At 69.7% G+C, this 23,417-nt stretch carries 26 protein-coding genes; 16 read left to right on the top strand and 10 right to left on the bottom strand.

Features of this window, described 5'->3' with window-relative positions:
- Positions 1 to 49: 49 nt before the first annotated feature.
- The 3 genes from ACGF12_RS01630 to ACGF12_RS01640 form a co-directional block, all read right to left on the bottom strand.
- On the bottom strand, positions 50 to 892 hold the full coding sequence (locus ACGF12_RS01630; RefSeq protein WP_393023846.1) for a hypothetical protein: 843 nt from the start codon (positions 890 to 892) through the stop codon (positions 50 to 52).
- 263 nt (positions 893 to 1,155) lie between these two features.
- Positions 1,156 to 2,469 carry a metallophosphoesterase gene (locus ACGF12_RS01635; RefSeq protein WP_393023849.1) on the bottom strand — a complete coding sequence of 438 codons (1,314 nt, stop codon included), beginning with the start codon at positions 2,467 to 2,469 and terminating at the stop codon, positions 1,156 to 1,158.
- A 159-nt stretch (positions 2,470 to 2,628) separates the two neighbouring features.
- Complete coding sequence (locus ACGF12_RS01640; RefSeq protein ID WP_270145572.1) at positions 2,629 to 3,786, bottom strand: LacI family DNA-binding transcriptional regulator; 1,158 nt, start codon at positions 3,784 to 3,786, stop codon at positions 2,629 to 2,631.
- Between the two features lie 336 nt (positions 3,787 to 4,122).
- Between ACGF12_RS01640 and hisC the strand changes: the two genes are divergently transcribed.
- The 5 genes from hisC (at position 4,123) to ACGF12_RS01665 (ending at position 9,578) form a co-directional block, all read left to right on the top strand.
- Positions 4,123 to 5,208, top strand: coding sequence for a histidinol-phosphate transaminase (gene hisC / locus ACGF12_RS01645; RefSeq protein ID WP_393023852.1), 1,086 nt, complete (start codon positions 4,123 to 4,125; stop codon positions 5,206 to 5,208).
- A gap of 300 nt (positions 5,209 to 5,508) precedes the next feature.
- Positions 5,509 to 6,930: an efflux RND transporter periplasmic adaptor subunit gene (locus ACGF12_RS01650; protein ID WP_393023855.1), complete on the top strand. Its 1,422-nt coding sequence runs from the start codon at positions 5,509 to 5,511 to the stop codon at positions 6,928 to 6,930.
- A gap of 2 nt (positions 6,931 to 6,932) precedes the next feature.
- A complete protein-coding gene (locus ACGF12_RS01655; RefSeq protein ID WP_393023858.1) occupies positions 6,933 to 7,736 on the top strand; it encodes an ABC transporter ATP-binding protein in 804 nt (267 codons plus the stop codon).
- Complete coding sequence (locus tag ACGF12_RS01660; RefSeq protein WP_393023861.1) at positions 7,733 to 8,944, top strand: ABC transporter permease; 1,212 nt, start codon at positions 7,733 to 7,735, stop codon at positions 8,942 to 8,944. Before ACGF12_RS01655 ends, ACGF12_RS01660 begins: the two co-directional genes overlap by 4 nt.
- 13 nt (positions 8,945 to 8,957) lie before the next feature.
- Positions 8,958 to 9,578 (top strand): hypothetical protein, encoded by a 621-nt coding sequence (locus tag ACGF12_RS01665; protein ID WP_393023864.1) that lies wholly within the window; start codon positions 8,958 to 8,960, stop codon positions 9,576 to 9,578.
- Between the two features lie 61 nt (positions 9,579 to 9,639).
- Here the strand turns inward: ACGF12_RS01665 and ACGF12_RS01670 are convergent, their stop codons facing one another.
- The 3 genes from ACGF12_RS01670 to ACGF12_RS01680 are packed head-to-tail and all read right to left on the bottom strand — an operon-like array spanning position 9,640 to position 10,369.
- Positions 9,640 to 9,771 carry a hypothetical protein gene (locus tag ACGF12_RS01670; protein ID WP_393023868.1) on the bottom strand — a complete coding sequence of 44 codons (132 nt, stop codon included), beginning with the start codon at positions 9,769 to 9,771 and terminating at the stop codon, positions 9,640 to 9,642.
- Entirely contained in the window at positions 9,759 to 10,010 is a 252-nt protein-coding gene (locus ACGF12_RS01675; RefSeq protein ID WP_393023871.1) for a hypothetical protein, read from the bottom strand. Before ACGF12_RS01675 ends, ACGF12_RS01670 begins: the two co-directional genes overlap by 13 nt.
- Positions 10,007 to 10,369, bottom strand: coding sequence for an ATP-binding protein (locus ACGF12_RS01680; RefSeq protein WP_393023874.1), 363 nt, complete (start codon positions 10,367 to 10,369; stop codon positions 10,007 to 10,009). Before ACGF12_RS01680 ends, ACGF12_RS01675 begins: the two co-directional genes overlap by 4 nt.
- A gap of 282 nt (positions 10,370 to 10,651) precedes the next feature.
- On the opposite strand from ACGF12_RS01680, the gene ACGF12_RS01685 reads away from it, so the two are divergent.
- From ACGF12_RS01685 to ACGF12_RS01720, 8 genes are all read left to right on the top strand, one after another.
- Entirely contained in the window at positions 10,652 to 11,515 is an 864-nt protein-coding gene (locus ACGF12_RS01685) for a helix-turn-helix domain-containing protein (protein WP_393023963.1), read from the top strand.
- Complete coding sequence (locus ACGF12_RS01690; RefSeq protein WP_393023877.1) at positions 11,508 to 11,708, top strand: DUF397 domain-containing protein; 201 nt, start codon at positions 11,508 to 11,510, stop codon at positions 11,706 to 11,708. The genes ACGF12_RS01685 and ACGF12_RS01690 overlap by 8 nt, the downstream gene beginning before the upstream one ends.
- Positions 11,709 to 11,926: 218 nt before the next feature.
- Positions 11,927 to 12,139 carry a hypothetical protein gene (locus ACGF12_RS01695; RefSeq protein WP_393023880.1) on the top strand — a complete coding sequence of 71 codons (213 nt, stop codon included), beginning with the start codon at positions 11,927 to 11,929 and terminating at the stop codon, positions 12,137 to 12,139.
- The gene (locus ACGF12_RS01700; protein ID WP_393023883.1) at positions 12,123 to 12,638 is read left to right on the top strand and encodes a DUF6879 family protein; all 516 of its coding nucleotides are present in this window, start codon (positions 12,123 to 12,125) and stop codon (positions 12,636 to 12,638) included. The genes ACGF12_RS01695 and ACGF12_RS01700 overlap by 17 nt, the downstream gene beginning before the upstream one ends.
- Positions 12,635 to 13,483, top strand: coding sequence for a helix-turn-helix domain-containing protein (locus ACGF12_RS01705; protein WP_393023886.1), 849 nt, complete (start codon positions 12,635 to 12,637; stop codon positions 13,481 to 13,483). Before ACGF12_RS01700 ends, ACGF12_RS01705 begins: the two co-directional genes overlap by 4 nt.
- Before the next feature lie 166 nt (positions 13,484 to 13,649).
- Positions 13,650 to 14,102, top strand: a complete 453-nt coding sequence (locus ACGF12_RS01710) for an NUDIX domain-containing protein (protein ID WP_393023888.1) — start codon at positions 13,650 to 13,652, stop codon at positions 14,100 to 14,102.
- Positions 14,027 to 15,127, top strand: a complete 1,101-nt coding sequence (locus ACGF12_RS01715; protein WP_393023891.1) for a hypothetical protein — start codon at positions 14,027 to 14,029, stop codon at positions 15,125 to 15,127. The genes ACGF12_RS01710 and ACGF12_RS01715 overlap by 76 nt, the downstream gene beginning before the upstream one ends.
- Positions 15,128 to 15,454: 327 nt before the next feature.
- On the top strand, positions 15,455 to 16,027 hold the full coding sequence (locus tag ACGF12_RS01720; protein ID WP_393023894.1) for a GNAT family N-acetyltransferase: 573 nt from the start codon (positions 15,455 to 15,457) through the stop codon (positions 16,025 to 16,027).
- Positions 16,028 to 16,257: 230 nt separating this feature from the next.
- On the opposite strand, the gene ACGF12_RS01725 is transcribed toward ACGF12_RS01720, so the two are convergent.
- Entirely contained in the window at positions 16,258 to 17,490 is a 1,233-nt protein-coding gene (locus ACGF12_RS01725) for a hypothetical protein (RefSeq protein ID WP_393023897.1), read from the bottom strand.
- Between the two features lie 736 nt (positions 17,491 to 18,226).
- Between ACGF12_RS01725 and ACGF12_RS01730 the strand changes: the two genes are divergently transcribed.
- Both ACGF12_RS01730 and ACGF12_RS01735 read left to right on the top strand, forming a co-directional pair.
- Complete coding sequence (locus ACGF12_RS01730) at positions 18,227 to 20,311, top strand: transglycosylase domain-containing protein (protein WP_393023900.1); 2,085 nt, start codon at positions 18,227 to 18,229, stop codon at positions 20,309 to 20,311.
- Between the two features lie 118 nt (positions 20,312 to 20,429).
- Positions 20,430 to 20,939, top strand: coding sequence for a GNAT family N-acetyltransferase (locus ACGF12_RS01735; protein WP_393023903.1), 510 nt, complete (start codon positions 20,430 to 20,432; stop codon positions 20,937 to 20,939).
- 5 nt (positions 20,940 to 20,944) lie between these two features.
- On the opposite strand, the gene ACGF12_RS01740 is transcribed toward ACGF12_RS01735, so the two are convergent.
- Positions 20,945 to 21,139 carry a ferredoxin gene (locus ACGF12_RS01740; protein WP_393023906.1) on the bottom strand — a complete coding sequence of 65 codons (195 nt, stop codon included), beginning with the start codon at positions 21,137 to 21,139 and terminating at the stop codon, positions 20,945 to 20,947.
- 8 nt (positions 21,140 to 21,147) lie between these two features.
- Complete coding sequence (locus ACGF12_RS01745; RefSeq protein WP_393023909.1) at positions 21,148 to 22,380, bottom strand: cytochrome P450; 1,233 nt, start codon at positions 22,378 to 22,380, stop codon at positions 21,148 to 21,150.
- Positions 22,381 to 22,643: 263 nt separating this feature from the next.
- On the opposite strand from ACGF12_RS01745, the gene ACGF12_RS01750 reads away from it, so the two are divergent.
- Positions 22,644 to 23,069: a hypothetical protein gene (locus tag ACGF12_RS01750; RefSeq protein WP_393023912.1), complete on the top strand. Its 426-nt coding sequence runs from the start codon at positions 22,644 to 22,646 to the stop codon at positions 23,067 to 23,069.
- 94 nt (positions 23,070 to 23,163) lie between these two features.
- Here the strand turns inward: ACGF12_RS01750 and ACGF12_RS01755 are convergent.
- Positions 23,164 to 23,417, bottom strand: a 254-nt coding sequence (locus tag ACGF12_RS01755; RefSeq protein WP_393023914.1) for a hypothetical protein, incomplete at its 5' end; no start/stop codon positions are given.

The raw sequence follows: 23,417 nt of genomic DNA on the forward strand, positions 1-23,417 counted from the left end.
AGCCGACCTGCCGAGCGGTCCCGGGGTGCGCCCGGTTTCCAGGGCGGGCTCAGCCCACGTCGTCCGGTCCGGTGAAGTCCGGCGAGCTGTAGCCGGGACCGGTGAAGTCGGGCGGGGTGAAGGCGGCGGGCCGGGAGGCGCGGCCGTCGGGGTCGGTGAGGCCGTCCGGGCCGGGGCTGGTGAAGTCGGGCGGGGTGTAGCCGGGGCTGCTGAAGTCGGGGCTGCTGAAGCCGGGTGCGGGTCGGCCGGGGACGGCGGGCAGCTGGGTGTGCAGGTAGGGCAGCAGTCCGCGCTCGCGAAGGGCGGTGCGCCACTCGTTGCGGGCGGCGGCGAGTTCGGCGGCCAGCTCCCGGTCGGTGCCCGCCGGGACGGCGGCGGCGCCGTCGCGTATGGCGGTGAGGAGCAGTCCGATGATGCCGACGGCCATCGCGGCGACTCCGGCGGCTAGCGCCACCCAACCGGCGGTGACCAGGGAGCGGGCGAGGGTGAGTCCGGAGTCGGCGGCGCGCAGCAGGTAGCCGATCAGCAGCAGGGCCAGTGCGGCGGCCCAGGCGAGGATCGGGGTGAGCACGGTGAGGACGGGGAACAGCCCGGCGCCGCCGTTGGCGGAGCGCAGCTGGCTGAGCAGGCCGGGGGCGTACGGTTCGACGCCGGCCGGTGGTGGGGGCGTGGCGCGCAGGTCCTCGCGCAGCGCGGTGTAGTGGGCGTACTCGGTGGCGGCCGCGGCGTTGACGCGGTCGGCGTCGCGCAGCGCGCGGACGCGCAGCTGGTCGGCGGTGAGCGCGCCGGGGGCGCGCAGGGCGGTGAGCACGGTGCGGTCGCGCAGGGCTTCGCCGAGGAGGCGCTCGTACTCCGGGCGGTCCTCGGCGAGCAGCGGCGGGGGGTTGGACATGGGGACCCCGTTCATGCGGACCCCGATCGGCATCGCGGAAGGACGCGCATCGAGGACGCGGGGACCCTCAGGACGCCGAAGCGGGCGCGGAGGCGGGCCGCCGGACGGGCGGCCGGGTTTGGTGTGCCTCATGGTAGGGGCGGGTGCAGCCGTGCTGACAGTCGGTTTCCGGAATTTCGCGCCCCGGGCCGCGCGCGTATGACGGCCCGAGCGCTGGGAACAACTGTTCGAGTGGTGGTAGGAGTTGACGGCCGGTCGGATGGTCAGATCGGCAGCCGCGCGACCAGCAGGCGCCCTTCCATGGTGACCCCGCCGTCCATCGCCACCGCCAGGTCGTCCGCGTAGACGTACGGCCCGGGGATGTGCGGCGGCTGCCCGTCGTCCGCGTGCACCGCGCCGGTGAGGTACGGGATCGGGCTGTGCCCGTGCACGATCCGGGTGCCGCCGTAGGTGTCGAGCAGCTCGTGGACGGCCATCGGCCCGGCGTCGCCGCGGAAGGCGAAGCGCTTGGTGAAGCGGCGGAAGCAGTCCCACCACTCGTCCACGCTGCCGTCCGAGAGCAGGCTGTGCACCGCGTCGTTGACGTCGGGGATGGACTCGCCGTACTCCAGGTACGCGGTGGTGTCGGAGTGCAGCAGCAGGTGCCCGTCCTCCAGCGCGACGGCGGGCAGCCGGGAGAGCCAGCTGATGTGGTGGGCCTCCAGCCGGTCCAGGTCGTTCTGCTGGCCGCCGTTGAGCCGCCAGGCGGCGAGGAAGGAGGCGGTGCCGGCGGTGGACTGCACGGGCTCGTCGCCGTACTTGGCGGCGCCGAGGAAGAGCAGTTCGTGATTGCCCATCAGGGCGCGGCAGTAGCCGCCGGCGGCGGCGGCCTCGGCGGCGAGCTGCATGACCAGGTCGATGACGCCGATGCCGTCCGGGCCGCGGTCGGTGAAGTCGCCGAGGAACCAGATCCGGGCCCGGCCGGCCGACCAGTGGCCGTCGGCGTCGATCAGGCCCTGGTGGCGCAGTTCGGCGCGCAGCTCCTCCAGGTAGCCGTGCACGTCGCCGACGACGTAGACCGGGCCCGGCGGCTCGTCGGGGCCGGGGGCCGGGTACGGGTAGGTCGGCGCGGCGGGGTCGGGCAGCGGCGGGCCGAGCTCGATGGTCGGCGGGTCGTCGCGGCCGGGGAGCTGGAGGGCGGGGGAGGGCTGGTCGGGCAGGGTGGGCTCGTAGCCGGCGCGGTCGTCGTAGCCGCTCTGGTCCTGGCCCTCGTAGGCGTCCTGGCCCTCGTAGACGTCCTGGCTCTCGTAGCCGCCGTCGTACTGTCCCTGGTGCGGGAACGCCGGGGCCTGGTCGGTGTTGAGCCCCTGGGCGTGCACGGTGTGGCTGTGTCCGTGGCCGTCCGCGGGCCAGTGCTGCTCCAGGTAGCGGGCGCCGCCGTAGCCGCTGTAGGTCTCCGCGTCGTACGGCGTGCCCTGGTAGCCCGCGGCGGGCTCGGGTTCGTAGTAGGTGCCGTACGGCAGCACGTCGAGGTCCGGCTGGTGGCGGGGGCCTGAGTGGGGGTGCTCAGGTCCGGGGAAGCGGTCCTCGGGTGTCATTCGCCCATCATAGGAAGACCACTCTCCCGCCGTCGTCACCTGGTGGGTATCCAATCCTCCGGAGCGTCAGCCGGGCGGTCCCGCGGGGTCCGTTTTGTCCCGGCTCGGTATGGTCTCGTCAGCGCCTCGACGGGGTTGTCGGCCCGGTTCGAGTGAGGTCTAGACCTCGCCCGGGGGTCGGGGCGGGCTGACGGTGGTGCGCGGACTCCGCCGCTGGGAGGAGGCGCGGACGATCAGCTCGGTGGGCATCAGGGTGCCCGGCGGCGGGCCGTTCCCGGCGGTGCGGAAGCGCGGCGGGAAGAGCCGGGCGATGTCCACGCCCGTCCCGGAGTCGACGCCCTCGATGGCGTCGATGAGGAGGTTGACCACGGTGGTGCCGATCTTGCGCGGCTTGAGCGAGAGTGTCGTGATCGGCGGTTCGGTGGCGGCGTAGACGTCGCTCTCGCTGCAGCAGACCAGCAGCAGGTCGTCCGGCACCCGCAGGCCGTAGCGGCGCGCGGCGGCGAGCAGGTCGGTGCCGTTGGGGTCGAACAGTCCGTAGACGGCGTCCGGCCGGTCCGGGCGGGCGAGCAGCCGGTCGGCGGCCACCGCGCCGGCCGCCGGGTCGTGCGCCGGGTAGGCCTCGTACACCGGCTCCTGGCCGACCTTGGCGCACCAGCCGAGGTAGGCCTCGGTGGAGAGCCGGGTGTAGGTGTCGGTGCTGGTGCCGGTGAGCAGGCCGATCCGGCGGGCACCGGCCTCGGAGAGGTGGTCGAGGATGCCGAGCACGGCGGCCTCGTGGTCGTTGTCGACCCAGGCGGTGACCGGGCAGTTGCCGGGCTTGCCGTCGCTGACCACCGGGACGCCGGACCGGTACAGCTCGCTGACCAGCGGGTCCTGGTCGGGCGGGTCGATCACCACGGTGCCGTCCAGGGCGATGTTGCCCCAGACGTCGTGCCGGGAGGAGGCGGGCAGCACCACCAGCGCGTATCCGCGGCCCAGGGCGGCGCTGGTGGCGGCCCGGGCCATCTCGGCGAAGTACGCGAACTCGGTGAAGGTGAAGGGTTCTTCGCCGTAGGTCGTGACGGTCAGCCCGATCAGGCCGGACCGTCCGGTGCGCAGGGTGCGGGCGGCCGCCGAGGGGCGGTAGCCGAGGCGCTCGGCGACCTCGCGCACCCGGCTGCGGGTCTCGTCGGGCAGGCGGCCCTTTCCGTTCAGCGCGTCGGAGACGGTGGTGATCGACACTCCGGCGGCTGCTGCCACATCCCGGATGCCGGCCCGCTCCAAACGCCGTGAGGTGGTGGGACGCCGACCGCTCTGGTTGGCTGCTGCTGTCATGGCGGACCGATCGTATGGCTCCTGACAAGGGTCTGTGACCGGCGCATCGGGAGGCTTTGGAGATACGTTTCTCCGCTAGTGAGCCGGAGTGCGCCCCTTCGATACCCGCTCGAAACCAGCCGTCTTACCTCTGACATGTGCCATAGGAACCGGGCAGAATGGCTGATCTGCGCCTGTAACCCGTCCGGGCATCTCACTCCTACGGGTGAGGGCCGGTCGGTATCGTGCAAAGCACCCGACCGGGGTGGTCCGGGCGCGTTCCGAGTACCCGGGGCACGGCGGTGATCCCGACCGTGGCACGGCGGGCGGACCGGAGAGACACGAAGGAGTACGACCGTGAGCAGTGGTACGTCAGCGCAGGGCCCGCGCCTGCGGCCGACCCTGGACGGCATCCCCACCTACAGGCCCGGCAAGCCGGCCGGCGCCGACGCCTACAAGCTGTCCTCGAACGAGAACCCCAACAACCCGCTGCCGGGCGTGCTGGAGGCGGCGGTCGCGGCGGCCGGCTCGTTCAACCGCTACCCCGACATGGGCGTCGGCGAGCTGACCGCGGAGCTGGCCGCGCGCTTCGGCGTGCCCGCCGAGCACATCGCCACCGGCACCGGCTCGGTCGGCGTCGCCCAGTCGCTGATCCTGGCCACGGCCGGCCCGGGCGACGAGGTGATGTTCGCCTGGCGCTCCTTCGAGGCCTACCCGATCATCACCCAGATCGCCGGTGCCACGCCCGTCCCGGTGCCGCTCACCGCGGGCGGCGACCACGACCTGGACGCGATGCTGGCCGCGATCACGCCGAACACCCGGCTGATCTTCGTCTGCAACCCCAACAACCCCACCGGCAACGTGATCCACCGCGCCGAGCTGGAGCGCTTCGTCGACGCCGTGCCGAGCGACGTCCTGGTGGTCGTCGACGAGGCGTACATCGAGTTCATCCGCGACCCCGAGGTGCCCAACGGCATCGACCTCTACCGCGACCGCCCGAACGTCTGCGTGCTGCGCACCTTCTCCAAGGCGTACGGCCTGGCGGGCCTGCGGGTCGGCTTCGCGATCGCCCACGAGCCGGTGGCGAACGCGCTGCGCAAGACCGCCGTCCCGTTCGGCGTCAGCCAGCTCGCCCAGGACGCCGCCGTCGCCTCGCTGCGCTCGGAGCAGGCGCTGCTGGAGCGGGTGGAGGCGCTGGTCGAGGAGCGCAACCGGGTGGTGGCCGGGCTGCGCGCCCAGGGCTGGGAGATCCCGGACTCGCAGGCCAACTTCGTCTGGCTCTGGCTCGGCGAGCGCTCGGCGGAGTTCGCCGCGGCCTGCGCCGAGGCCGGCGTGATCGTCCGGCCGTTCCCGGAGGGCGTGCGGGTGTCGATCGGCGAGGCCGAGGGCAACTCGATCTTCCTGGCGGTGGCGGAGGCGTTCCGCAAGGAGATCAACGGCTGAGGTCGGGAGACCGGCGGCTGACGTCAGGAGATCGACGGCTGACGATCGCCGGTTCCGCAGGGGCGCACTCCACGGGGGTGCGCCCCTGCGGCGTTGCCGGGCCGGCCGTCTGAGGATGCGCTGCCGGATGGCTGAGGAACGCTGGGAGGGCGCTGGGAGTTCGGCCAACGGCTGGCCACGCCCGCGCCAAGGTGCCCGCGCGGGATGGGCGGTTGGTCCGTAATGCCCGGATCCGGCCGGTCAGTCTTCTCCCAGCCCGCGCCCAGGGCTCCGCAAGAGCGCCCGGCGAAGCTGTCCGCCATGAAGGTGCTCCCACGGCGGCGAGGCGCCGTCCTCGTCAACTCCGCGCTCGGCGTGGCCCTGCTGGGCGGTGCGGCCCTGGTGTACGCCACGGTCGACGGCAGCGGCGGCACGGCCGCGGCCAAACCCGTCGCCCGTACCGCGACCGTCACCAAGGGGACGGTCCTGGCCACCGTGTCCGGAACCGGCACCCTGGTCTCGCCGACCGACGCGGCCCAGGACTTCACCACCGGCGGGCGGCTCACGGCCGTCAAGGTCGCGGTGGGGGACGCCGTCAAGAAGGGCCAGGTGCTCGCGACCGTCGACACCACGGCGGCCCAGCAGCAGGTGGACGCCGCGCAGGTGGCCCTCACCACGGCCAACGCGAACCTCACCAAGGCGCAGGCCGGGGTCACCACGACGACCACCGAGCCGCTGCCCCAGTCCTCCGCTCCCTCGCCCGCCCCGTCGGGCGCGGCTTCGGGCGGTGGCAGCGGCGGCGGCGGTCGCGGGGCGGGCGGGAGCAGTGTGCCCGCCCCGCAGACCACCACCATCACCACCACCAAGGTCGACGACGCGGCCGTCGCCCAGGCCCAGCAGCAGGTCGCCACCGCGCAGACCAGCCTCACCAACGCCCAGGCGGCGCTGGCCGGCACCACCCTGACCGCGACGGTGGACGGGACGGTCGCCTCGGTCTCGGCGAAGGTCGGCGACACCGTCGGGGCCGCGACGTCCTCCGGCTCCTCGTCCTCCTCCACGGCCAAGTCGACCGGTACGAGCGCCGGTTCCGGCTCCCCCAGCGGCTTCATCGTGCTGACCAACCCGACCGGGATGCAGGTCACCGCCAACTTCTCCGAGCTGGACTCGCTCAAGCTGAAGAAGGGCGAGGCGGCCTCCGTCACCCTGAACGCGCAGTCCGACACCAAGCTCAACGCGACCGTCCTGTCGGTCAGTTCGCTGCCGTCGAGCAGCTCCGGCGGTGCCGCCGGTTCGTCGGCCGTCCAGTACGCGGCCACGCTGCAGCTCAGCGGCGACACCAGCACCCTGCGCACCGGCCTCAGCGCGACCGTCCAGGTGATCACCGGCGAGGCGGACAACGCGCTCTCGCTGCCCACCTCCGCCCTGTCGGGCACCGGAACCTCGCGGACCGCGACCGTGGTGCACACGGACGGCAGCTCCGAGCGGGTCACCGTCGGGGTCGGCGTCGAGGGCGACAGCACCGTGCAGGTCACCTCCGGGCTGACGGAGGGCGACAAGGTCGAACTCCCCACCACCAGCGCCAGCAACGGCTTCCCGAACGCCTCCTTCCCGGGCCTCGGCGGGGCGGGCGGCCGGGGCGGCGCCGGCGGCGCAGGCGGCTTCCCGGGCGGTGGCGGCGGTGGCTTCTCGGGCGGCGGTGGCGGCGGTGGCGGCGCCGGCGGTGGCCGCGGCGGTAAGGGCTGAGCATGCAGCACGTCATCGACAAGCGCGTCCCCGCGCATCCCGTGCCGGTGATCCGGATCAGCCGGCTCACCAAGTCGTACGGGCACGGCGACGCCACCGTGCACGCCCTGCGCGGCCCGGACGACCCGGCGACCGGCGGCCCGATGGGCGTCAGCCTGGACATCGAGCAGGGCGACTACGTCGCGGTGATGGGCAGTTCGGGCTCCGGCAAGTCCACCCTGATGAACATCCTCGGCTGCCTGGACGTCCCGACCGCCGGCCGCTACCTGCTGGACGGCATCGACGTCGGCCACCTCGACGAGCAGCAGCTCTCGCTGGTCCGCAACCGCAAGATCGGCTTCGTCTTCCAGTCCTTCAACCTGGTGCCCCGCACCACCGCCCTCGCCCAGGTCGAGCTGCCGCTCGCCTACGCGGGCGTGCGCGCCGCCGAGCGCCGGCGCCGGGCGATGGCCGCGCTGTCCCTGGTCGGGCTGGGCGAGCGCTCCGGGCACAAGCCCAACGAGCTCTCCGGCGGCCAGCAGCAGCGCGTAGCGGTGGCGCGCGCCCTGGTCACGGCCCCCGCGCTGCTGCTCGCCGACGAGCCCACCGGCAACCTCGACAGCCGCTCGACGGAGGACGTGCTGGCCCTGATCGACGGGCTCAACGCCACCGGCCGCACGGTCGTGCTGATCACCCACGAGGACGAGGTCGCGCAGCACGCCAAGCGGGTGCTGCGGCTGGTCGACGGGCAGATCGTGAGCGATGTCCGGCAGGCCCCGGTGGACGGGCCGCCACCGTTCCTGTGCGAGGCGGGGGTGTCGGCATGATCCTCTGGCAGACGCTCCGCTTCGCGGTCGGCGGGCTGGTGGCGAACAAGGTGCGGTCGGCGCTCACCATGCTGGGGGTGCTGATCGGTGTCGCCTCGGTGATCCTGCTGCTGGCGGTGGGCAACGGCTCCTCGCAGGCGGTGAAGGACTCCATCACCTCGTTGGGCACCAACTCGCTGACGGTCAGTGCCGGTTCGGCGGCCGGCGGCTCCCGGGCCACCTCGTCGGTGAAGAAGCTGACGGTCGCGGACGCCAAGGCGTTGGCGAGCGACACGGACTCCTCGGCGATCAAGTCCGTCGCGCCCGTGGTCACGACCAGTGCGACGGCGCTGTACGGGGACATCTCGTACAGCCCGGGCTCGATCGTGGGCACGTACCCGGCGTACTTCGAGACCTCCAACCAGAAGGTCGCGCGCGGCGAGTACTTCACGGACGACGACGTGCTGGGCTCGCGCAAGGTCGCGGTGCTCGGCGCCACGACGGCCAAGCAGCTGTTCGACACCGAGGACCCGGTCGGGAAGAAGATCGTGCTCGGCGGTACCCCGTTCACGGTGGTGGGCGTGCTCCAGGCCAAGGGCGGCAGCGGCTTCACCGACCCCGACGACGTGGTGATCGCGCCGCTGCCGACCGTGCAGAACGCGTTCACCGGGTTCGGGCCGGTCAACCAGATCCTGGTGCAGGCCTCCTCCGCCGATACGACTACCGCCGCGCAGGCCGATATTACCCGGGTGCTGCTCGGGACCCACGCGATCACCGACCCGACCAAGGCGGACTTCCGGATCACCAACCAGGCGTCCCTGCTGACCGCCCGGGAGAGCACGACGAAGACCTTCACCGTGCTGCTGGGCGCGGTGGCGGCGATCTCGCTGCTGGTCGGCGGGATCGGGATCACCAACATCATGCTGGTGACGGTGACGGAACGAACGCGTGAGATCGGCATCCGCAAGGCGCTGGGCGCTCCTAGGGCCGTGATCCTCGGGCAGTTCCTGACCGAGTCGACGTTGCTATCGGTGATCGGCGCGGGGTTGGGCGTGGCGGCCGGGATCGCCGGCTCGCACTTCAGCATCGTCGGCATCAAGCCGGTGGTGATCCCCGAGTCCGTACTCGGCGCGTTCGGCATCGCCGTCGCCATCGGGCTGTTCTTCGGCAGCTACCCCGCCAACCGGGCCGCCTCGCTGCGGCCGATCGACGCCCTTCGGCACGAGTAGGAGCAGTTCTTCGATGAATCAGGCCGATCAGGTTGCGCTCCTTGCGACTGCGCCGGATGCGCGGGACGTCAGTGGGGAGCTGGCGGCGCCGCCGAGGCGGAAGCTGCCTTGGCTGAGCTTGGTGCTGGCGGGCGGAGTGATCGCCACCGGGGCTTTCGCCGGCGGGGTTTGGTACCAGCAGGGGCAGGCGCCGAGCGGGAAGTCCTCCTCGCCTCGGGCTGCGGCTGCGGGTGCCCCTGCGGCGGGCGGCTACGGCGGCCAGGGCGGTGGGCGCCGAGGTGGTCAGGGCGGCCAGGGTGGTCAGGGTGGTCAGGGCGGCCAGGGCGGTTCGCAGCCTGGTTTCGCGCGGGGCACCGTCAAGGCCGTGGACGGCAACACCGTGTACCTGACGGACGCCAACGGCAACACCATCAAGGTGACGACGGCGGACTCGACCAAGGTCCAGCTCAACAAGGAGGGCAAGGTCGCAGATCTTCAGCCCGGCCAGAGCGTGACGGTCGTGGGGACGCCGGACTCCAGCGGCGGCTACAACGCCAGCCAGCTCGTCGAAGGCGCCGCTGGTGGCGGCGGTTTCGGTGGCGGCGGTGGTGGCGGCGGCTTCGGAGGCGGTAACCGGAACCCGTCCGGCGGCTAACCCGGAGCCGTCGGACGCCCGCGAGGCCCTCGCCCTGTTCGGGGCGAGGGCCTCCGCGTGTTCAGCGGGGTTCTTCGCTGTCGTCGGGACGCGGCATCTTCAGGGTCGCGATCGCCCCCAGGGCCACGGTGGCGAGCGCGAGGGCCAGGAGGGCGAGGAGGACGGCGCCGACGAAGAACCTCACGGGGTCCACGCCTCGTTCCGGTCCAGGTCGCGGAGCAGGTGGAGGAGGTTGAGGAGAGTACTCACGGGCGCGTTGCCGAAGTCGACCAGGATGCGGCCGTCGAGGGTGGTCTCGGGGGTGGCGGCGGAGCCCCAGAGGAGTCCGTGCGGGATGCCTCGGCGGTGCAACTCGCCGAGGAGAGCGGTGATCTGGGGTCTGGTGTAGTCGCGCATCCGGGGGTCGTCGGGGGCGATGGGGTCGCGGCTCACGAGGCGAAGTCCAGCTCGTACCAGACGCTCTTGCCGCGCTTCTGGGGGTCGACGCCCCAGCGGTGGGTGAGGCCCTCCACGAGCTGGAGGCCCCGGCCCGTCTCGGCGAAGTCGGCGGACGTGCGCTGGTGGGGGAGGGCGTCGGACTCGTCGGAGACGGAGACGTGGAGGGTGCGGCCGAGGATGGAGAAGAAGACGACGGGCGCGGTGGTGTCGCCGTACCGCCAGGCGTTCACGATCAGCTCGGCGAGGGCGAGTTCGGCGTTGAAGATGGTCTCGGGGTCGCAGTTGCTGCGGATCAGGGCGTTCCGCAGGGCCTGCTTGGAGAGGGTGAGCGAGGGGGTGTTACGGGTGCACACGGGAACCTCCGTGAGGCGGTGGTGTGAGGAGGGGACGACGGATGCGTCGCCGTGAGCCAGGCCGCACATGGCTGCTCTTCGGTGCGCGGGCAGCAGGCGCCTACTGCCCGGAATAGAAGCATTACTGACGATCCGTCGGATCTATCTGAGAATGACCATAGCGCACTCGGCTTGAAACTTTAGGTGGAAGTGGAGAAGTTCCCCCGTCCGTGGCGAAGGGCCCAGATGGACCCTCGCCACGCGGGGCGGCAGACTGGCCTCACCATCCGCAGAGAGGACGACATGGCTGTTCGCTCAAACCCGACTCTCCGCCAGCGTCGGCTTGGGGCCGAGCTGCGGAGAATGCGCGAGCAAGCCGGCCTCGGCGGCACGCAGCTTGCACGGGAACTCGGCATCAGCCCGGGACAGATGACACAGATGGAGACTGCCAAGATCGGTGTCAGCCCCGAGCGTCTCCGCACCGTTGCCGCGGCCTGCAAGTGTGCCAACCGGCCGCTCATCGATGCCCTTGCCGCCATGGCAGGCGAGCGAACGAAGGGCTGGTGGGAGTCCTATCGCGGCACTGTCGGTACAGACGCCATCGACGTAGCCGAGATCGAGGGCCACGCTCAGCGGCTCTCCACCTACACGATCACATTCATTCCTGGGCTGCTTCAGACAGTGGCCTACGCCAACGCCATCTTCTCGTTGGGGTTCCCGCCTCTACCTCAAGACGAAGTCGACCTCAGAACGTCCTTCCGACTGCAGAGGCAGCACTTCATCCGTTCTGAAGGACCCCGTTATGAGGCGTTCCTCCATGAGGCAGCCCTTCGCATCCAGTTCGGAGAGCCGGGCGTTCTCAGCGACCAGCTTGCAGCGGTGATCGAAGCCTCGAATCACCCGGAGACTTCAGTTCGAGTGGTTCCGTTCGACACCGCCAACTATCCAGGCCCCAGTTCCGACCTCACGTACGCAGCAGGCACTGTCCCCGAACTCGACACTGTTGAGATGGACACCGCCCACGGCGTGCAGTTCTTCGATTCTCCTGCCCAGCTCACGAGCTATCGTGCGACGTTCGAACGTGTCGACTCCATCGCGCTGTCGGAAGGTGAGTCACGAGACTTCATCCAGTCGATCCTCAAGGAGATGAAAGACAAGCATGCCTAGCTCCGAATGGCAGAAGTCCAGCTACAGCGGTGCGAATGACAACTGTGTCGAGGTCCGCACCGCCAACGAGCTGATCGAGCTCCGTGAGTCCGACGAGCGGGACGTCATCGTCCGCACCACACCGTCCACCTTCGCCGCGTTCCTCCGGGGCGCGAAGGTCGGCGAGTTCGACCACCTGAGCACCAGCGCCTAGCGATCTGTCCCGGTGGCCCCTTGCTCCTCGCAAGAGGCCACCGGTCAACCGCGCACTGGAGTCCCCGATTTGGTATGCCGCCGACTTCTGGATCTTCCAGAGCAGGCAAGATTCTTATTCCAGATCAGGAATATGCTGCATACATCGTGGACAGGAATCGCGGACAGCCCTAGCGTCTTTGGCGGGTCGGGAGGTACCCGACGCTGGGAGGGACCAGCATGGCTGAGCACCAGCAACTGACGCGTCTTACCGGCAAGTTCAATGGCCCGAACTGCGACGATGACGACTGCCCGAACGTGTATGCCACCGATCGAGGAACGTTCGTGTTCCAGGGTGACCACTTCACCGAGCTGAAGGTGCCGACCGGGGAGTCCGCCGTCGAGATCCCCGAGCATGTTCTGAGGGAGGCCGTCCGTGCTCTTGGATGGTGACCAGTGGCGCGCCCACTTCGACAGCTACCAACACGACGCCTTCCGGTTCGAGGTGCAGCCCGTCTACACGATGCCCAGGGAGGCCGAGAGCCTCTCTCGCTTCCTGCGTGGGGAGCCGAAGCCGGTCGATCACAACACGGCGTGGCACCAGCGGGTGCGCGGCTTCGTCTCCTCGGGACGTACGATCGGCCGGGTCCGAGTGGTGCGTCGGCCTCTGACGGACTACCAGAGGTATCAGTTCTCCTGGGGTATCCCGGGCAACATTGTCGCAGGGGAGGACATCCGAATTCTGGACGCCACTGGGCAGGATCTCGGGATTCCGAACCAGGACTGGTGGCTGTTCGATGATTCCTCGGCGGTCCACTTGAACTTCCGGTCTGACGGCACCCAGATCAATCGGGAGCTGGTCACCGGCGACATGCGCCAGTACCAGGAGTGGAAGCGAATTGCCCTGGCTCATTCTGTTCCCTTTGCCGAGTACCTGAAAGAGCACGGGTGACGCTCGATCCCGACCAGCTCGGCAGATCGAAGTCGGACCTGGCCGAAACGTTAAGAAGGCTCCGCCTGGAAGCCGGTCTCACGGGAGACCGGCTTTCGGCGCGTTGCGGCATCTCTCAAAGCAAGATCAGCAAGATCGAGACCGGGAAAATAACTCCGAACCTGGTCGACGTGGAGCGTATCCTCAGGGCGTTGGGAGCGCCGGCTGCGCTCCTCCAGGAAGTTTCCTCGTTGGCGCGAATTGCAAATACCGAATGGCAGGACAAGCGCGCTTCGTGGCGGCGGGGGATCGAGAAGCGTCAGGCAGAGCTGATGTCGCTTGAGGCGGACGCGACGGAGCTGCGGTACTTCCTTCCTGCAATGATCACTGGCCTGCTGGCCACGCCAGAGTACATCCGGGCGAGCCTGAGCCATGCCCCAGGCGACAAGACGGCCGTCATCGGCCGCAAGCTGGAGCGCCAGGCGGTGCTCTATGACGAATCGAAGTCATTCACATTCCTGCTCACGGAGCAGGCGGTGAACTGGGCACTGGTGCCTCCTCTGGCAATGGCCCTCCAGATCGACCGCCTTGCCTCGCTCACCTATTTGCCGAGGGTGCGAATCGGCGTGATCCCACACGGAACACGGCTGACCCGCGGCCCGATGAACACGTTCACGATGTACGATGATCGCCTTGTCACCATGGAGTCGTTCACTGGCCGCGTAGTGTTCCGGGACCCGCGAGACGTCCTGCACTATTGTGAGATCTTCTCAATGTTTGAAGGTTGTGCCCTGTTCGGTGATGATGCCCGCATCAAGCTGGGTGAGTGGGCGAACCGCTGTCGAGGGATATCGCGAGATCTTTAGTCGATATCGCGAATATCATTGAGCGGCTGCCTGTAATTCCCCTAGTCTGCTTCTCGCTCACATCGCCGGGCGAAGGGGAGACGAGCATGTCCGCTGACATCAGGTGTGCGGGATTGCGGGCCGGACGCGCGCCGCGCGGTCGGCCCGCCGGACGAAGGGTGAGCCCATGAAGAAGATCGCTGCGAAGCTCTGGCGGATCATTCGTGGCCCGATGCAGTGGCGCGTGTTGTGGCTGTGGCACTCGAAGTTCATGGTCGGCGTGACGGGCATCGTCCGCGACCAGGACGGCCGGGTGCTGCTGCTGAAGCACCGGATGTGGCCGGAGGGCCGGCAGTGGGGCCTGCCGACCGGCTACGCGAACGCGGGCGAGAGCTTTGAGGACACGATCGTGCGTGAGGTCCGGGAGGAGACCGGACTCATGGTGAAGGTGTGCGAGCTGGCGCACCTGAGGAGTGGCTACAAGCTACGCGTCGAAGTTGCCTACGAGGCCCTGTACGTGAGCGGACAGATCAAGGCGGCCTCGTTCGAGATCCTGGAGGCTCAATGGTTCTCACCGGACGATCTCCCCGAGGGAGTGCAGGATCCGCACCGGCAGCTGATCAGGCGTCGGTCGTACTGACCCTCGGCCGCTCGCTCACGCCGTCCTGCCTGGGCCCGAACGAATACCTGGGTGGCGACGCGGCCGAGCGCGCCGAGCTGGCCCATCTGCTGGCCGCGCGGCGGGCGACTGCCGCACTCGACCGGGCGCACCCGCACGTGACGTTCTCGCTGCTTCACTGGGTGCTGGACACCTGGCTCGACCAGGAATCCCGAGAGGTGTTCCGTCAAGGGGCGGATCTACTGGCCAACCGTTACCGTGAGTTGGGGCTGAGTCAACTGCTCCCGATCGATCGGGTGTGGGTCGGGGTGCGCTCGACCCGCCCCGACGCGTTCGGCGGCTTCCACTACGCGAACCAGGGCTACCGGCACGAGCAGTTGGCGTCGGTCATCACGAGGTACGGGCGGCTGAACGATCCACAACTGGCATCGCCGGAGCTGGTCGCGCTCGATCTCCTGCGGGCCTACGCGCACGACTGCCTGCATTGGGGGTCGTTCCGGGAGTACCGACTCCGGGGTGGGCAGATTATTCGAAGTCGGTACGGAATCAACCGGGTTGATCCACAAGGGCGAACGTACTCGGCGCGGGACAGCAGCGGTACTGCCTCGACGCGGAACCTGGGCATCGTGATGGAAGGGGCAACCGATCGTGAGGCCCGGACGATTGCCGCCGCTGTGGCCGACCGCCTTGGTCTGGCCGAGCGCATCGCATCGCCGGACCAGGTGGCATTCCGGGACACAACGGGTCGGCTGAAGCCGAGCGACTTCGATGACGTCGACCCAGACGTTGCCAACCGCTTCCACCTGGCGATGTCCGGATACGAGCGCGGCGTCGGCGCGCGCTATCAGCGCTTCCTCGCCGAAATGGCCGGCACCGATGCGGACACGTTGCACACGCTCATCATCGCCGCCGTGATCAGCGGTGACCTTTCCGGCCTGATGAGTTGGCTCGATGAGCGGCACGGGCCCGAAGCGTTCCGTCGCACCTTCCGCTCACCGGCCTACACGGGGCCTGACCCGAACCGAGTGAGCGAGGAGACATCGTGAAGCTGACACGGCTTGTGGGTTCCCGCGACGAGGGCGAATGCCCGACGCTCTACCTGACGGACAGGGGCACCCTCTCCGTCCAGGGCGAGCACCTGACTGAGCACGGCGTTCAGCTTCCGGCTCACGAGAAGCTGGTCGAGATTCCTGTCGAACCCGAGACGGACCTCTGGCAACACGCCGACCGAGGCCTCCTCAAGACGAGGCACGGGAAGTCGGCCGACCCGACTTCCCGCGCAGAGCCACCTTGCTCTCTGCGGCCCCTCGCGCTCACCCGCACGAGGGGCCGCACCCTTGAATCCCGGTGGCGAAGGCCGACATGATCGCCTCATGCGTAGGCGTTCCGTGGCCCTGGACAGGATCGTTCAGGAGGACTGGTCGGCAATTCACTCATGGGCATCGCTGGACGACGCGTGCCGCTACCAATCCTGGGGACCGAACACGGAGGCGGAGACCCAGGACTTCGTGGAGCGCGCGGTCAGCGCCTGGTCGGCCACGCCACCACGCCGGCTCGTCTACGTTGCCCGCCTCGGACCGGACGCCGTCGGCATGGGCGAACTGCACGTCCGCAATGAGCGCCAGCGGCAGGGCGAGATCTCCTACATCGTCCATCCCCGGGTCTGGGGCCAGGGCATCGGAGCCGAGATCGGCCGGCTCCTTCTCGCCCAGGGCTTCGGCGAGTTGGGGCTCCACCGGATCCATGCCACCTGCGATCCTCGGAACCTCGGCTCGGCCCGAGTGCTCGCCAAGCTCGGCATGACCTACGAAGGATGCCTCCGCCACACCCAATTGCTCCACGATGGTTGGCGGGACTCCCTGATCTTCAGCATCCTTGAGGACGAATGGCGCCAGGCCGCCCATAGCACCCCGCGCCGAGCTCCCCGAGTGAACAACAGCCGCTGACACCCCTCCCGGCAGGGGTTGAGCGTTCTCAGTTGCCGGGTTCGACCAGGTCGAGCGTGTGGTCGGGGCGTGACCTGTAGTGATCGGCGGCGGCGAGGCCCGCTCCGCCTTACCGGACAGACGCCGACAGGCCGGGCGATCCCCCCTCGCGAGGATTTCACCGACGACGTCGGGAAAGCGGACGGGAGCCGCTTCCCGAGGCCGACGACCTCGGGAAGCGACTGTCCGACTCAGTTGCTGCGGGTACGACGGCGGGCCAGCACGATGGCGGCGCCGCCGGCGGCCAGGAGGGCACCGGCGATGCCGGCGGTGAGGCCGAGGCCGCTGGACCCGGTATCGGCGAGCTCGGCGCCGCTGCGGGTGTCGGCAGCCGGTGTGGCCGCCGCCGCGGCGGTGGTGGGCGCGGTGACCGGGACGACCGCGGGCGCGGAGGTCACGGCCGGCGCGGTCGGCGTCGAGGTCGGCGCGGTCGTCACGGAAGGCGCCGGGGTGGGCACGTCCGGGTTGACGCACTCGGGAGCGCCCTCGACCGGCACGGCGGCGATCGGCTGGTCGACCCAGAACAGCATCGGCCCGGCACCGGGGTAATAGCCGAAGCTGAGCGTCGCGTCCTTCTCGGCCTTGAAGTTCTTGCCGAGCGTGATCCGGGCGTTGAGCACCCGGTTGTCCACCGGGCCGGTGGCCCACTTGGTCAGGTCGACGTCCTGCCCGATCATGCCCACGGCCTTCATGCCGACCTTGTGCCAGCTGCCGTCCTTCGGGTCCTGGACGTCCACCTGGGCGTCACATGCGGCCGGGCCCTCCATCGACCCGTACTTCTGGCCGGCCCAGAGGAAGAAGGACGACGTGGTGAGGTGCCAGTCGAAGCCGTAGGCGGTCTTGATCGAGACCTGGAAGGCGTGGGGCCTGCCGTCCGCCGGGATTTCCTTGGGTAGACCGGTGATCGCGGTGGTGAGGCCCGTCGTCCTGACCGTCTTCTGCGTCGTGGCCGTCCAGTCCTTGACCTGGCCGTTCGCGTCGAGTGCAGCTGCCAGCATGGCCCGAAGCTCGACGTCCTCCCACGGGCCCTCGTGCTTGGACTGCACCAGCTTGAACCGCAGCTTGAAGGTACGGGCAGCGTGCGGCTGGACGTCGATCCCGGCGCCGGTCAGATCGGCCGCAACGCCCTCGTAGCCCGTGGGCTTGTTGCTCATGGCCTGGTTGACCAGCTTCACCGGCTGCCAACTGCCGGAGGCGCCGTCCGCGTACTCGGCGGCGACCTGGTCCGTACCGAGCATCTCGCTGCCCAGGTACAGCACCAGGTGCTGGCCACTGTACGGCGCGTCCGCGTTGTTCTTGACGGTCACCGTGCCCTCGGACCAACCGCCGCCGGCCTCCACCGAGGCGAAGCCGTCGACCGCGACGGAGTGGTCCTTGTCCGGCCCCGCCGCCTGGGCCGGCAGGGACAGCGCAAGCGGGGACACGATCAGGGAGGCAGCCAGAATTGCGTGCCGAAGTCTCAATTCAACCTCAGAAGTCCGAAATGGCCGCAAATATCCGCGGCAACGCGTGGAATCCCCCCACCGCGTCGGGCCGGAGAGTAGCGGATCGCCAGTCAGTGGGCCAACCGCATGGAATTGCGCGTTCGGGGGCGACCTTGCCGGTGCGCGGGCCGCGGCGACGGTGGACGATCTGCAGGGCCTGGCCGGTGCACAAGGGCAGGTCGGGGGCGGGGCAGGAACTCCCGTAGAACGGAAATCTGGCCGCATAACCGGCAGGACAGGTGCCGTCGTCGGCCGGGTGGGGAGGGCGGGGGCGCTCCACCGGGCTGGGGGCGAGCCGGGCGCCCCGGTGGAGGTGGGTGGGTGCGGGCCCCGCGCTGGGGCAGGGCTGCCCGGACGCATGCAACGTTTCGCCCCGCTCGCGGCATCAAAGTGATGTAGGGCTGCGGGAGGGGAGCGGCGCGCGCGAGGGGAGCCAGATTCTGTTCTGTCCGTGGAATTCTGCCATATTCATTCAGTTCGCATACGACTTGACTCGCCGGAGTTGATTTCGATGGTTTGTTGCACGGCTGTGACAGTCGTATGCGAAAAACCGTTCTAGCATTCCGGAATGGAATCGAATCTCCCTCCGACACGGAATTCGTCCGATGACGCGGATCTCCGCCCGTCCCGCAACGGGCCGCTTCGGCTGGCCCGGTTCGGTGCGACCTTCCTGGGTGTGAGTGTCCTGTCCGGTGTGCTGCTGGCGGGCCTCGTCCTGCCCGTCGCCGGCGGCATCGGGCTGACCGCCAAGAGCACGGCGGAGGGCTTCGACGAGATCCCCGACGACTTCAAGACCCCGCCGCTGACCCAGGCGACGCAGATCTTCGACGCCAAGGGCGGCCTGATCGCCAAGGTCTACGAGCGCGACCGCACCGTCCTCACCGCCGACCAGATGTCGCCGTTCATGCGGCATGCCCAGGTCGACATCGAGGACGCCCGGTTCTACGAGCACGGCGCCGTCGACCTCAAGGGCGTCCTGCGCGCGCTCAGTAAGAACGCGGAGAGCGGCACCGCCGCCCAGGGCGCCTCCACGCTGACCCAGCAGTACGTGAAGAACGTCAACGTGGAGAAGGCCGGCGACGACAAGGAGGCCGTCCAGGAGGCCCAGCGCAAGACCCTGGGCCGCAAGATCCAGGAGCTCAAGGTCGCGATCAGGCTGGAGGAGGAGCTGCCGAAGGATCAGATCCTCACCAACTACCTCAACATCACCTTCTACGGGAACGGCGCCTACGGGGTCGAGGCCGCGTCCCAGCGCTACTTCAGCAAGAGCAACAAGGACCTGACCATCGCCGAGGCCGCCACCCTCGCCGGCCTGGTCCAGAACCCGTCGCAGTACGACCCGAAGCTGCATCCGCAGGCCGCCCAGAAGCGCCGGGACACCGTCATCGACAAGATGGTGGAGAACAAGCACATCACCGCCGACCAGGCCAAGGAGGCGAAGGCCGCCCCGCTGGGCCTGAGGTACAAGGACCCGCAGAACGGCTGCATCACCGCCAAGGCCGGCATGGGCTTCTTCTGCGACTACGTGCGCCACGTGGTCAAGCAGGACCCGGCCTTCGGCAAGAGCGCCGAGGAGCGCAAGAAGCTCTGGGACACCGGCGGCCTGAACATCTACACCACGCTGGACCCGGACAAGCAGGCCGCCGCCCAGAAAGCGGTGAGCGACAACGTGCGGGTCACCGACACCGTCTCCGCCGCCGCCACCATGGTCGAGCCCGGCACCGGCAAGATCCTCGCCATGGCCCAGACCCGCCCCTACGGTCTGGCGACGGAGAAGAACCAGACCGTCGTCAACCTGAACGTCGACCTGGCGATGGGCGGCGGCACCGGCTTCCAGCCCGGCTCCACGTTCAAGCCGATCGTCGCAGCCGCGGCCCTGGAGGCGGGCCTGTCGGCGACCCAGCAGTACGACTCCCCGCACGAGCTCCCTTACCCGACCATGAAGACCTGCGAGGGGACCTGGAAGAACGAGGCCCGGCCCAAGACGGTGGTGCCCAACGAATCCGCGAGCGAGAAGGGCCCCTACCAGCTCAAGGAGGCCATGGCGCGCTCGGTCAACACCTACTTCGTGCAGATGGAGCAGGAGATCGGCCTCTGCGCGGTCAAGCAGATGGCCAACAAGTTCGGCATCACCACCAAGGCCAGCGGCAAGCCCCTGGAGGAGGTGCCCTCGATGGCCCTGGGCGTCGAGGAGATGAGCCCGCTGACCATGGCGAACGTGTACGCGACCTTCGCCGCCGAAGGCACCCACTGCGACCCGCTCGCCATCAACAAGATCACCACCGTGGACGGCAAGGACGTGCCCGTCCCGGCCGGACACTGTGAGAAGGCGTTCTCCGAGGACACGGCACGGGCGCTGAACACCATCCTGAACGGCGTGACCGTGGACGGCACCGGCGCCGCGCTCAACCTGGACGACGACCGGCAGATCGCCGGCAAGACCGGCACCTCGGACCACAAGAAGGCCGCCTGGTTCGACGGCTACACCCCGCAGCTCGCCACCGCCGTCTGGCTCGGCGGCCCCGCGGGCGGCGTCGAGATGCGCGACATCACCATCAACGGGCACCACCACGGCGAGGTGTTCGGCGCCGACGGCCCCGGGCCGATCTGGCAGATGGCGATGAACCAGGCCCTGCGCGGCACGCCCGAGCAGTCCCTGCCGATGGCCGACATCCCCGACCCCGCACCCAAGCCCGACCCGAGCAGCACCGGCACCGGCACGGGCTCGCCGACCACCACCCCGACCGGCCGGCAGCACTGACCACGCTCACACCGGCGGCCCCTTGCTCCTCGCAGGGGGCCGTCGGCAGGTCGCCGCTCGGACCGCGTGGCCCGCCCGACCGAAGGCCACCGGGCCGGCGCGGCCTACACTCCCCGCCATGACAGCCATAGACGCAGTGATCCGCCCCGCCGTCCCGGCCGACCTGGGCGCCGTGGCCGAGATCTACGCGCACTACGTCCGCGACACCGTGATCACCTTCGACGAGACGCCGCCCGAGCCCGCCGTCTGGCAGCAGCGGTTCGAGGACCTCGCCGCCCGGGGACTCCCGTTCCTGATCGCCGAGGTGTCCGGCGAGGTCGCGGGCTACGCGTACGCGGCCCCCTGGCGGCCCAAGCCCGCCTACCGGTACACCGCCGAGAACTCGATCTACCTTGCGCCCGCCCACACCGGTCGGGGCCTCGGCAGCGCCCTGCTGGAAGCCCTGCTGGCGGCCTGCGCGAGGACCCACCTGCGGCAGGTGGTCGCCGTGATCGCCGACTCCGGCAGCGACGCCTCGGCCGCGCTGCACCGCCGTTACGGCTTCACCGACGCGGGCCGGCTGACGGCCGTCGGCTTCAAGCACGACCGCTGGATCGACACCGTCCTGATGCAGAGCACCCTCGGCTGACGGCTTCAGCCCGCGTCCAGGGTGATGGCCCGCACCGGGCAGGCCTGCGCCGCCTCTCGGACCAGCGGGTCGCCGGACCGGGCCGCGCCGCCCGGGAGGAGTTCCACGATGCCCTCGTCGTCCTGGGTGAACACCTCGGGCGCGTGCCGGGTGCACATGGCCGAGCCGATGCACCGGCCGGTGTCGAGTTCGATGTCCACGGCGCCTCCTACCAGGCGACCGGCAGCGCGGACAGGCTGCCCTGCAGCACGTACGGGGGATTGGCCCGCACCTGGTCGGCGGGTACGGCGAGCCGCAGGGTGGGGACGCGGCGGAGCAGGACGGTCAGTGCCGTCTCGATGACGGCGCGGGCGAGGTTCTGGCCGACGCACTGGTGGATGCCGTACCCGAAGGCGACGTGTCGGCCGGCCTTGCGGTGGATGTCCAGGGCGTCGGGCTCCTGCCAGGTCCCGGGGTCCCGGTTCATCAGCATCAGCGAGACGAGGACGCCGTCGCCGTCCTGGATGGTGTGCCCGGCGAGCTCGATGTCCGCGGTGGCGACGCGGGGCAGTACGTCCGCGACCGAGGTGAGCCGGGTGAGTTCGTCGACCGCGCCAGGTGTCAACTCCGGTTCACGGCGCAGCTTTTCGAGTTGGTCGGGGTGTTCGAGCAGGGCGAGGGTCGCGGCGGCGATGGTGCTGGAGGTGGTGTCGTCGCCGCCGGTCAGCAGGATCGCGCAGAGTGCCACCAGCTGGTCGCCGTCCATGCCGCCCTCGTCCGGCCGGGCCGCCAGGAGGTCGTCGATCAGCCCGGTGCCGGGCTGCCGCTCCTTGCGTGCGACGAGGTCGCGCAGGCGGGTCAGGATCTCGCCGAAGAGCTTCCCGGCCTCCCCGGGGGCGTTCCCGTCGGCGGGGGCGAGCACCTGGCGGGTGCGCTCCGCGATGTAGCGGCCGTCGTCCTCGGGGACGCCCAGTAGTGCGAAGTTGGCCGCGCAGGCCAGCGGCAGCGAGTACGCGGCGACCAGGTCGGCCCGGTCGCCCCGGGCGAGCATCGCGTCGACCAGTTCCTCGGCGAACCCCTCGATCCTCGGCCGTAGCGCGGCGATCCTCCGCACTCCGAAGGCGGGGATCACCATTCGCCGCTGGTGGGCGTGTTCGGGGTCGTCGACGCCGCTGAGCGGGGGTGCGAACCCGGCCTCGGCCTGCTCGGCGGACTGCGGGGTCAGGGCGGGGAAGGACGGGTGCCGGACATCGACGGAGACCCGGGGGTCGAGCAGCAGGGCTCGGCCCTCCGCGCTCCCGGAGACCAGCCAGACATTCCGGCCGTCGTACAGCGTCACCCGTGACACCGGCCCGTCAGCGCGCAGCTGTTCGTAGCCGTCGGGCATCCGGTAGGGGCAGCCGCGTGCCATCGGATAGGCGGGGGCCTCGCTCGATCGGCTGCCGGTGGGTGTCACGGTCATCAATCATGCCAGATGGTCCGTCCGTGAATGACGGTGTCTGGAAGCATCAAGTGGTATGGGAGGCAATATGTTTGACGTTTCATCAGTCGATTGATCAAGGAGCTTTTCTTCGCCCCCACTACCCTCGGCCACCGTCGCCCCGGCCGCGACTGAGGGGTAGGTCTGGACCCACCCCGGTTGTGGGGCCAGACCCGTGTCGGCCCGGTCGCCCGCTCCGTAGCGTCGTAGGCACAGCGACACCACGACACGGAGGAACGGAAACCATGGCCACGACCGTGCCGGCGAACCTCGGCAACTCCCGTACCCAGGAAGCCTTCACCACGGCGAGGAAGTGCGTCACGCTCTTCGGCACCGTCGGCGTCGTCGTCCTCGCCACTGTCGCCGTGATGGCCTCCATCGGCCACGGGACGACGCCGTTCATGTGGATCCGCGGCGCCCTCTTCCCCGCGCTCGCCCTGGTGCTGCTCCGCATCCTGGCCCGCGCCGCCGAGGGCTCCTACCGGGCCTTCGACCGCGTCCGGACCCTCTCCGCCGTGATGCCGATCGCCATCATCGGCGTCGATCTGATCCCCGGCCTCTGCCCGCCCTGGTACGCCGTCCTCCAGGGCCTTTCCGCCCTCGCCCTGGTCCCGGTCGCCGTCCTCACCCGTGGCGCCGCCCTGAGCGCCGTCTTCCCCAAGCCCAACTGACGCTCCACGCCCCGCAGATGGCCGGTCCGCACCCGCGGCACCCGGCCATCCGGCGTTTCCGGCCTGTGCGGACCCTTCTGGGGTAGCGTTCATTTCACATCCATTGCAACGGGCGGGGTGGCGGTTGTTGCATTCGATTCACGCCCACTGCAACGATTTCACCGCATCCACCTGCGGTGATGGCGTTTTGACGCAACGCGGATGTTGCCAGATGTGCGAACGCAACGTAGCTTTTCCGTTGTCGAAAACGACGGGCCGACAAGGGGCCCGCCGCCGGAGAAGGAGAAGCAGCCATGCAGAAGTTCGCCACCACCGCCCCGATCGCCGCCGTCCTGGACATCCCCGCCG

It is taken from the genome of Kitasatospora sp. NPDC048296 (assembly GCF_043201815.1).
Classification (GTDB): Bacteria; Actinomycetota; Actinomycetes; order Streptomycetales; family Streptomycetaceae; genus Kitasatospora.

Bases quoted from the DNA above. Each gene is read 5' to 3' on its own strand.
- ACGF12_RS01630 (WP_393023846.1), bottom strand. From the start codon at position 892: ATGTCCAACCCCCCGCCGCTGCTCGCCGAGGACCGCCCGGAGTACGAG.
- ACGF12_RS01635 (WP_393023849.1), bottom strand. From the start codon at position 2,469: ATGACACCCGAGGACCGCTTCCCCGGACCTGAGCACCCCCACTCAGGC.
- ACGF12_RS01640 (WP_270145572.1), bottom strand. From the start codon at position 3,786: ATGACAGCAGCAGCCAACCAGAGCGGTCGGCGTCCCACCACCTCACGG.
- ACGF12_RS01650 (WP_393023855.1), top strand. From the start codon at position 5,509: ATGAAGGTGCTCCCACGGCGGCGAGGCGCCGTCCTCGTCAACTCCGCG.
- ACGF12_RS01655 (WP_393023858.1), top strand. From the start codon at position 6,933: ATGCAGCACGTCATCGACAAGCGCGTCCCCGCGCATCCCGTGCCGGTG.
- ACGF12_RS01660 (WP_393023861.1), top strand. From the start codon at position 7,733: ATGATCCTCTGGCAGACGCTCCGCTTCGCGGTCGGCGGGCTGGTGGCG.
- ACGF12_RS01665 (WP_393023864.1), top strand. From the start codon at position 8,958: ATGAATCAGGCCGATCAGGTTGCGCTCCTTGCGACTGCGCCGGATGCG.
- ACGF12_RS01685 (WP_393023963.1), top strand. From the start codon at position 10,652: ATGGCTGTTCGCTCAAACCCGACTCTCCGCCAGCGTCGGCTTGGGGCC.
- ACGF12_RS01690 (WP_393023877.1), top strand. From the start codon at position 11,508: ATGCCTAGCTCCGAATGGCAGAAGTCCAGCTACAGCGGTGCGAATGAC.
- ACGF12_RS01695 (WP_393023880.1), top strand. From the start codon at position 11,927: ATGGCTGAGCACCAGCAACTGACGCGTCTTACCGGCAAGTTCAATGGC.
- ACGF12_RS01710 (WP_393023888.1), top strand. From the start codon at position 13,650: ATGAAGAAGATCGCTGCGAAGCTCTGGCGGATCATTCGTGGCCCGATG.
- ACGF12_RS01715 (WP_393023891.1), top strand. From the start codon at position 14,027: ATGGTTCTCACCGGACGATCTCCCCGAGGGAGTGCAGGATCCGCACCG.
- ACGF12_RS01720 (WP_393023894.1), top strand. From the start codon at position 15,455: ATGCGTAGGCGTTCCGTGGCCCTGGACAGGATCGTTCAGGAGGACTGG.
- ACGF12_RS01735 (WP_393023903.1), top strand. From the start codon at position 20,430: ATGACAGCCATAGACGCAGTGATCCGCCCCGCCGTCCCGGCCGACCTG.
- ACGF12_RS01745 (WP_393023909.1), bottom strand. From the start codon at position 22,380: ATGACCGTGACACCCACCGGCAGCCGATCGAGCGAGGCCCCCGCCTAT.
- ACGF12_RS01750 (WP_393023912.1), top strand. From the start codon at position 22,644: ATGGCCACGACCGTGCCGGCGAACCTCGGCAACTCCCGTACCCAGGAA.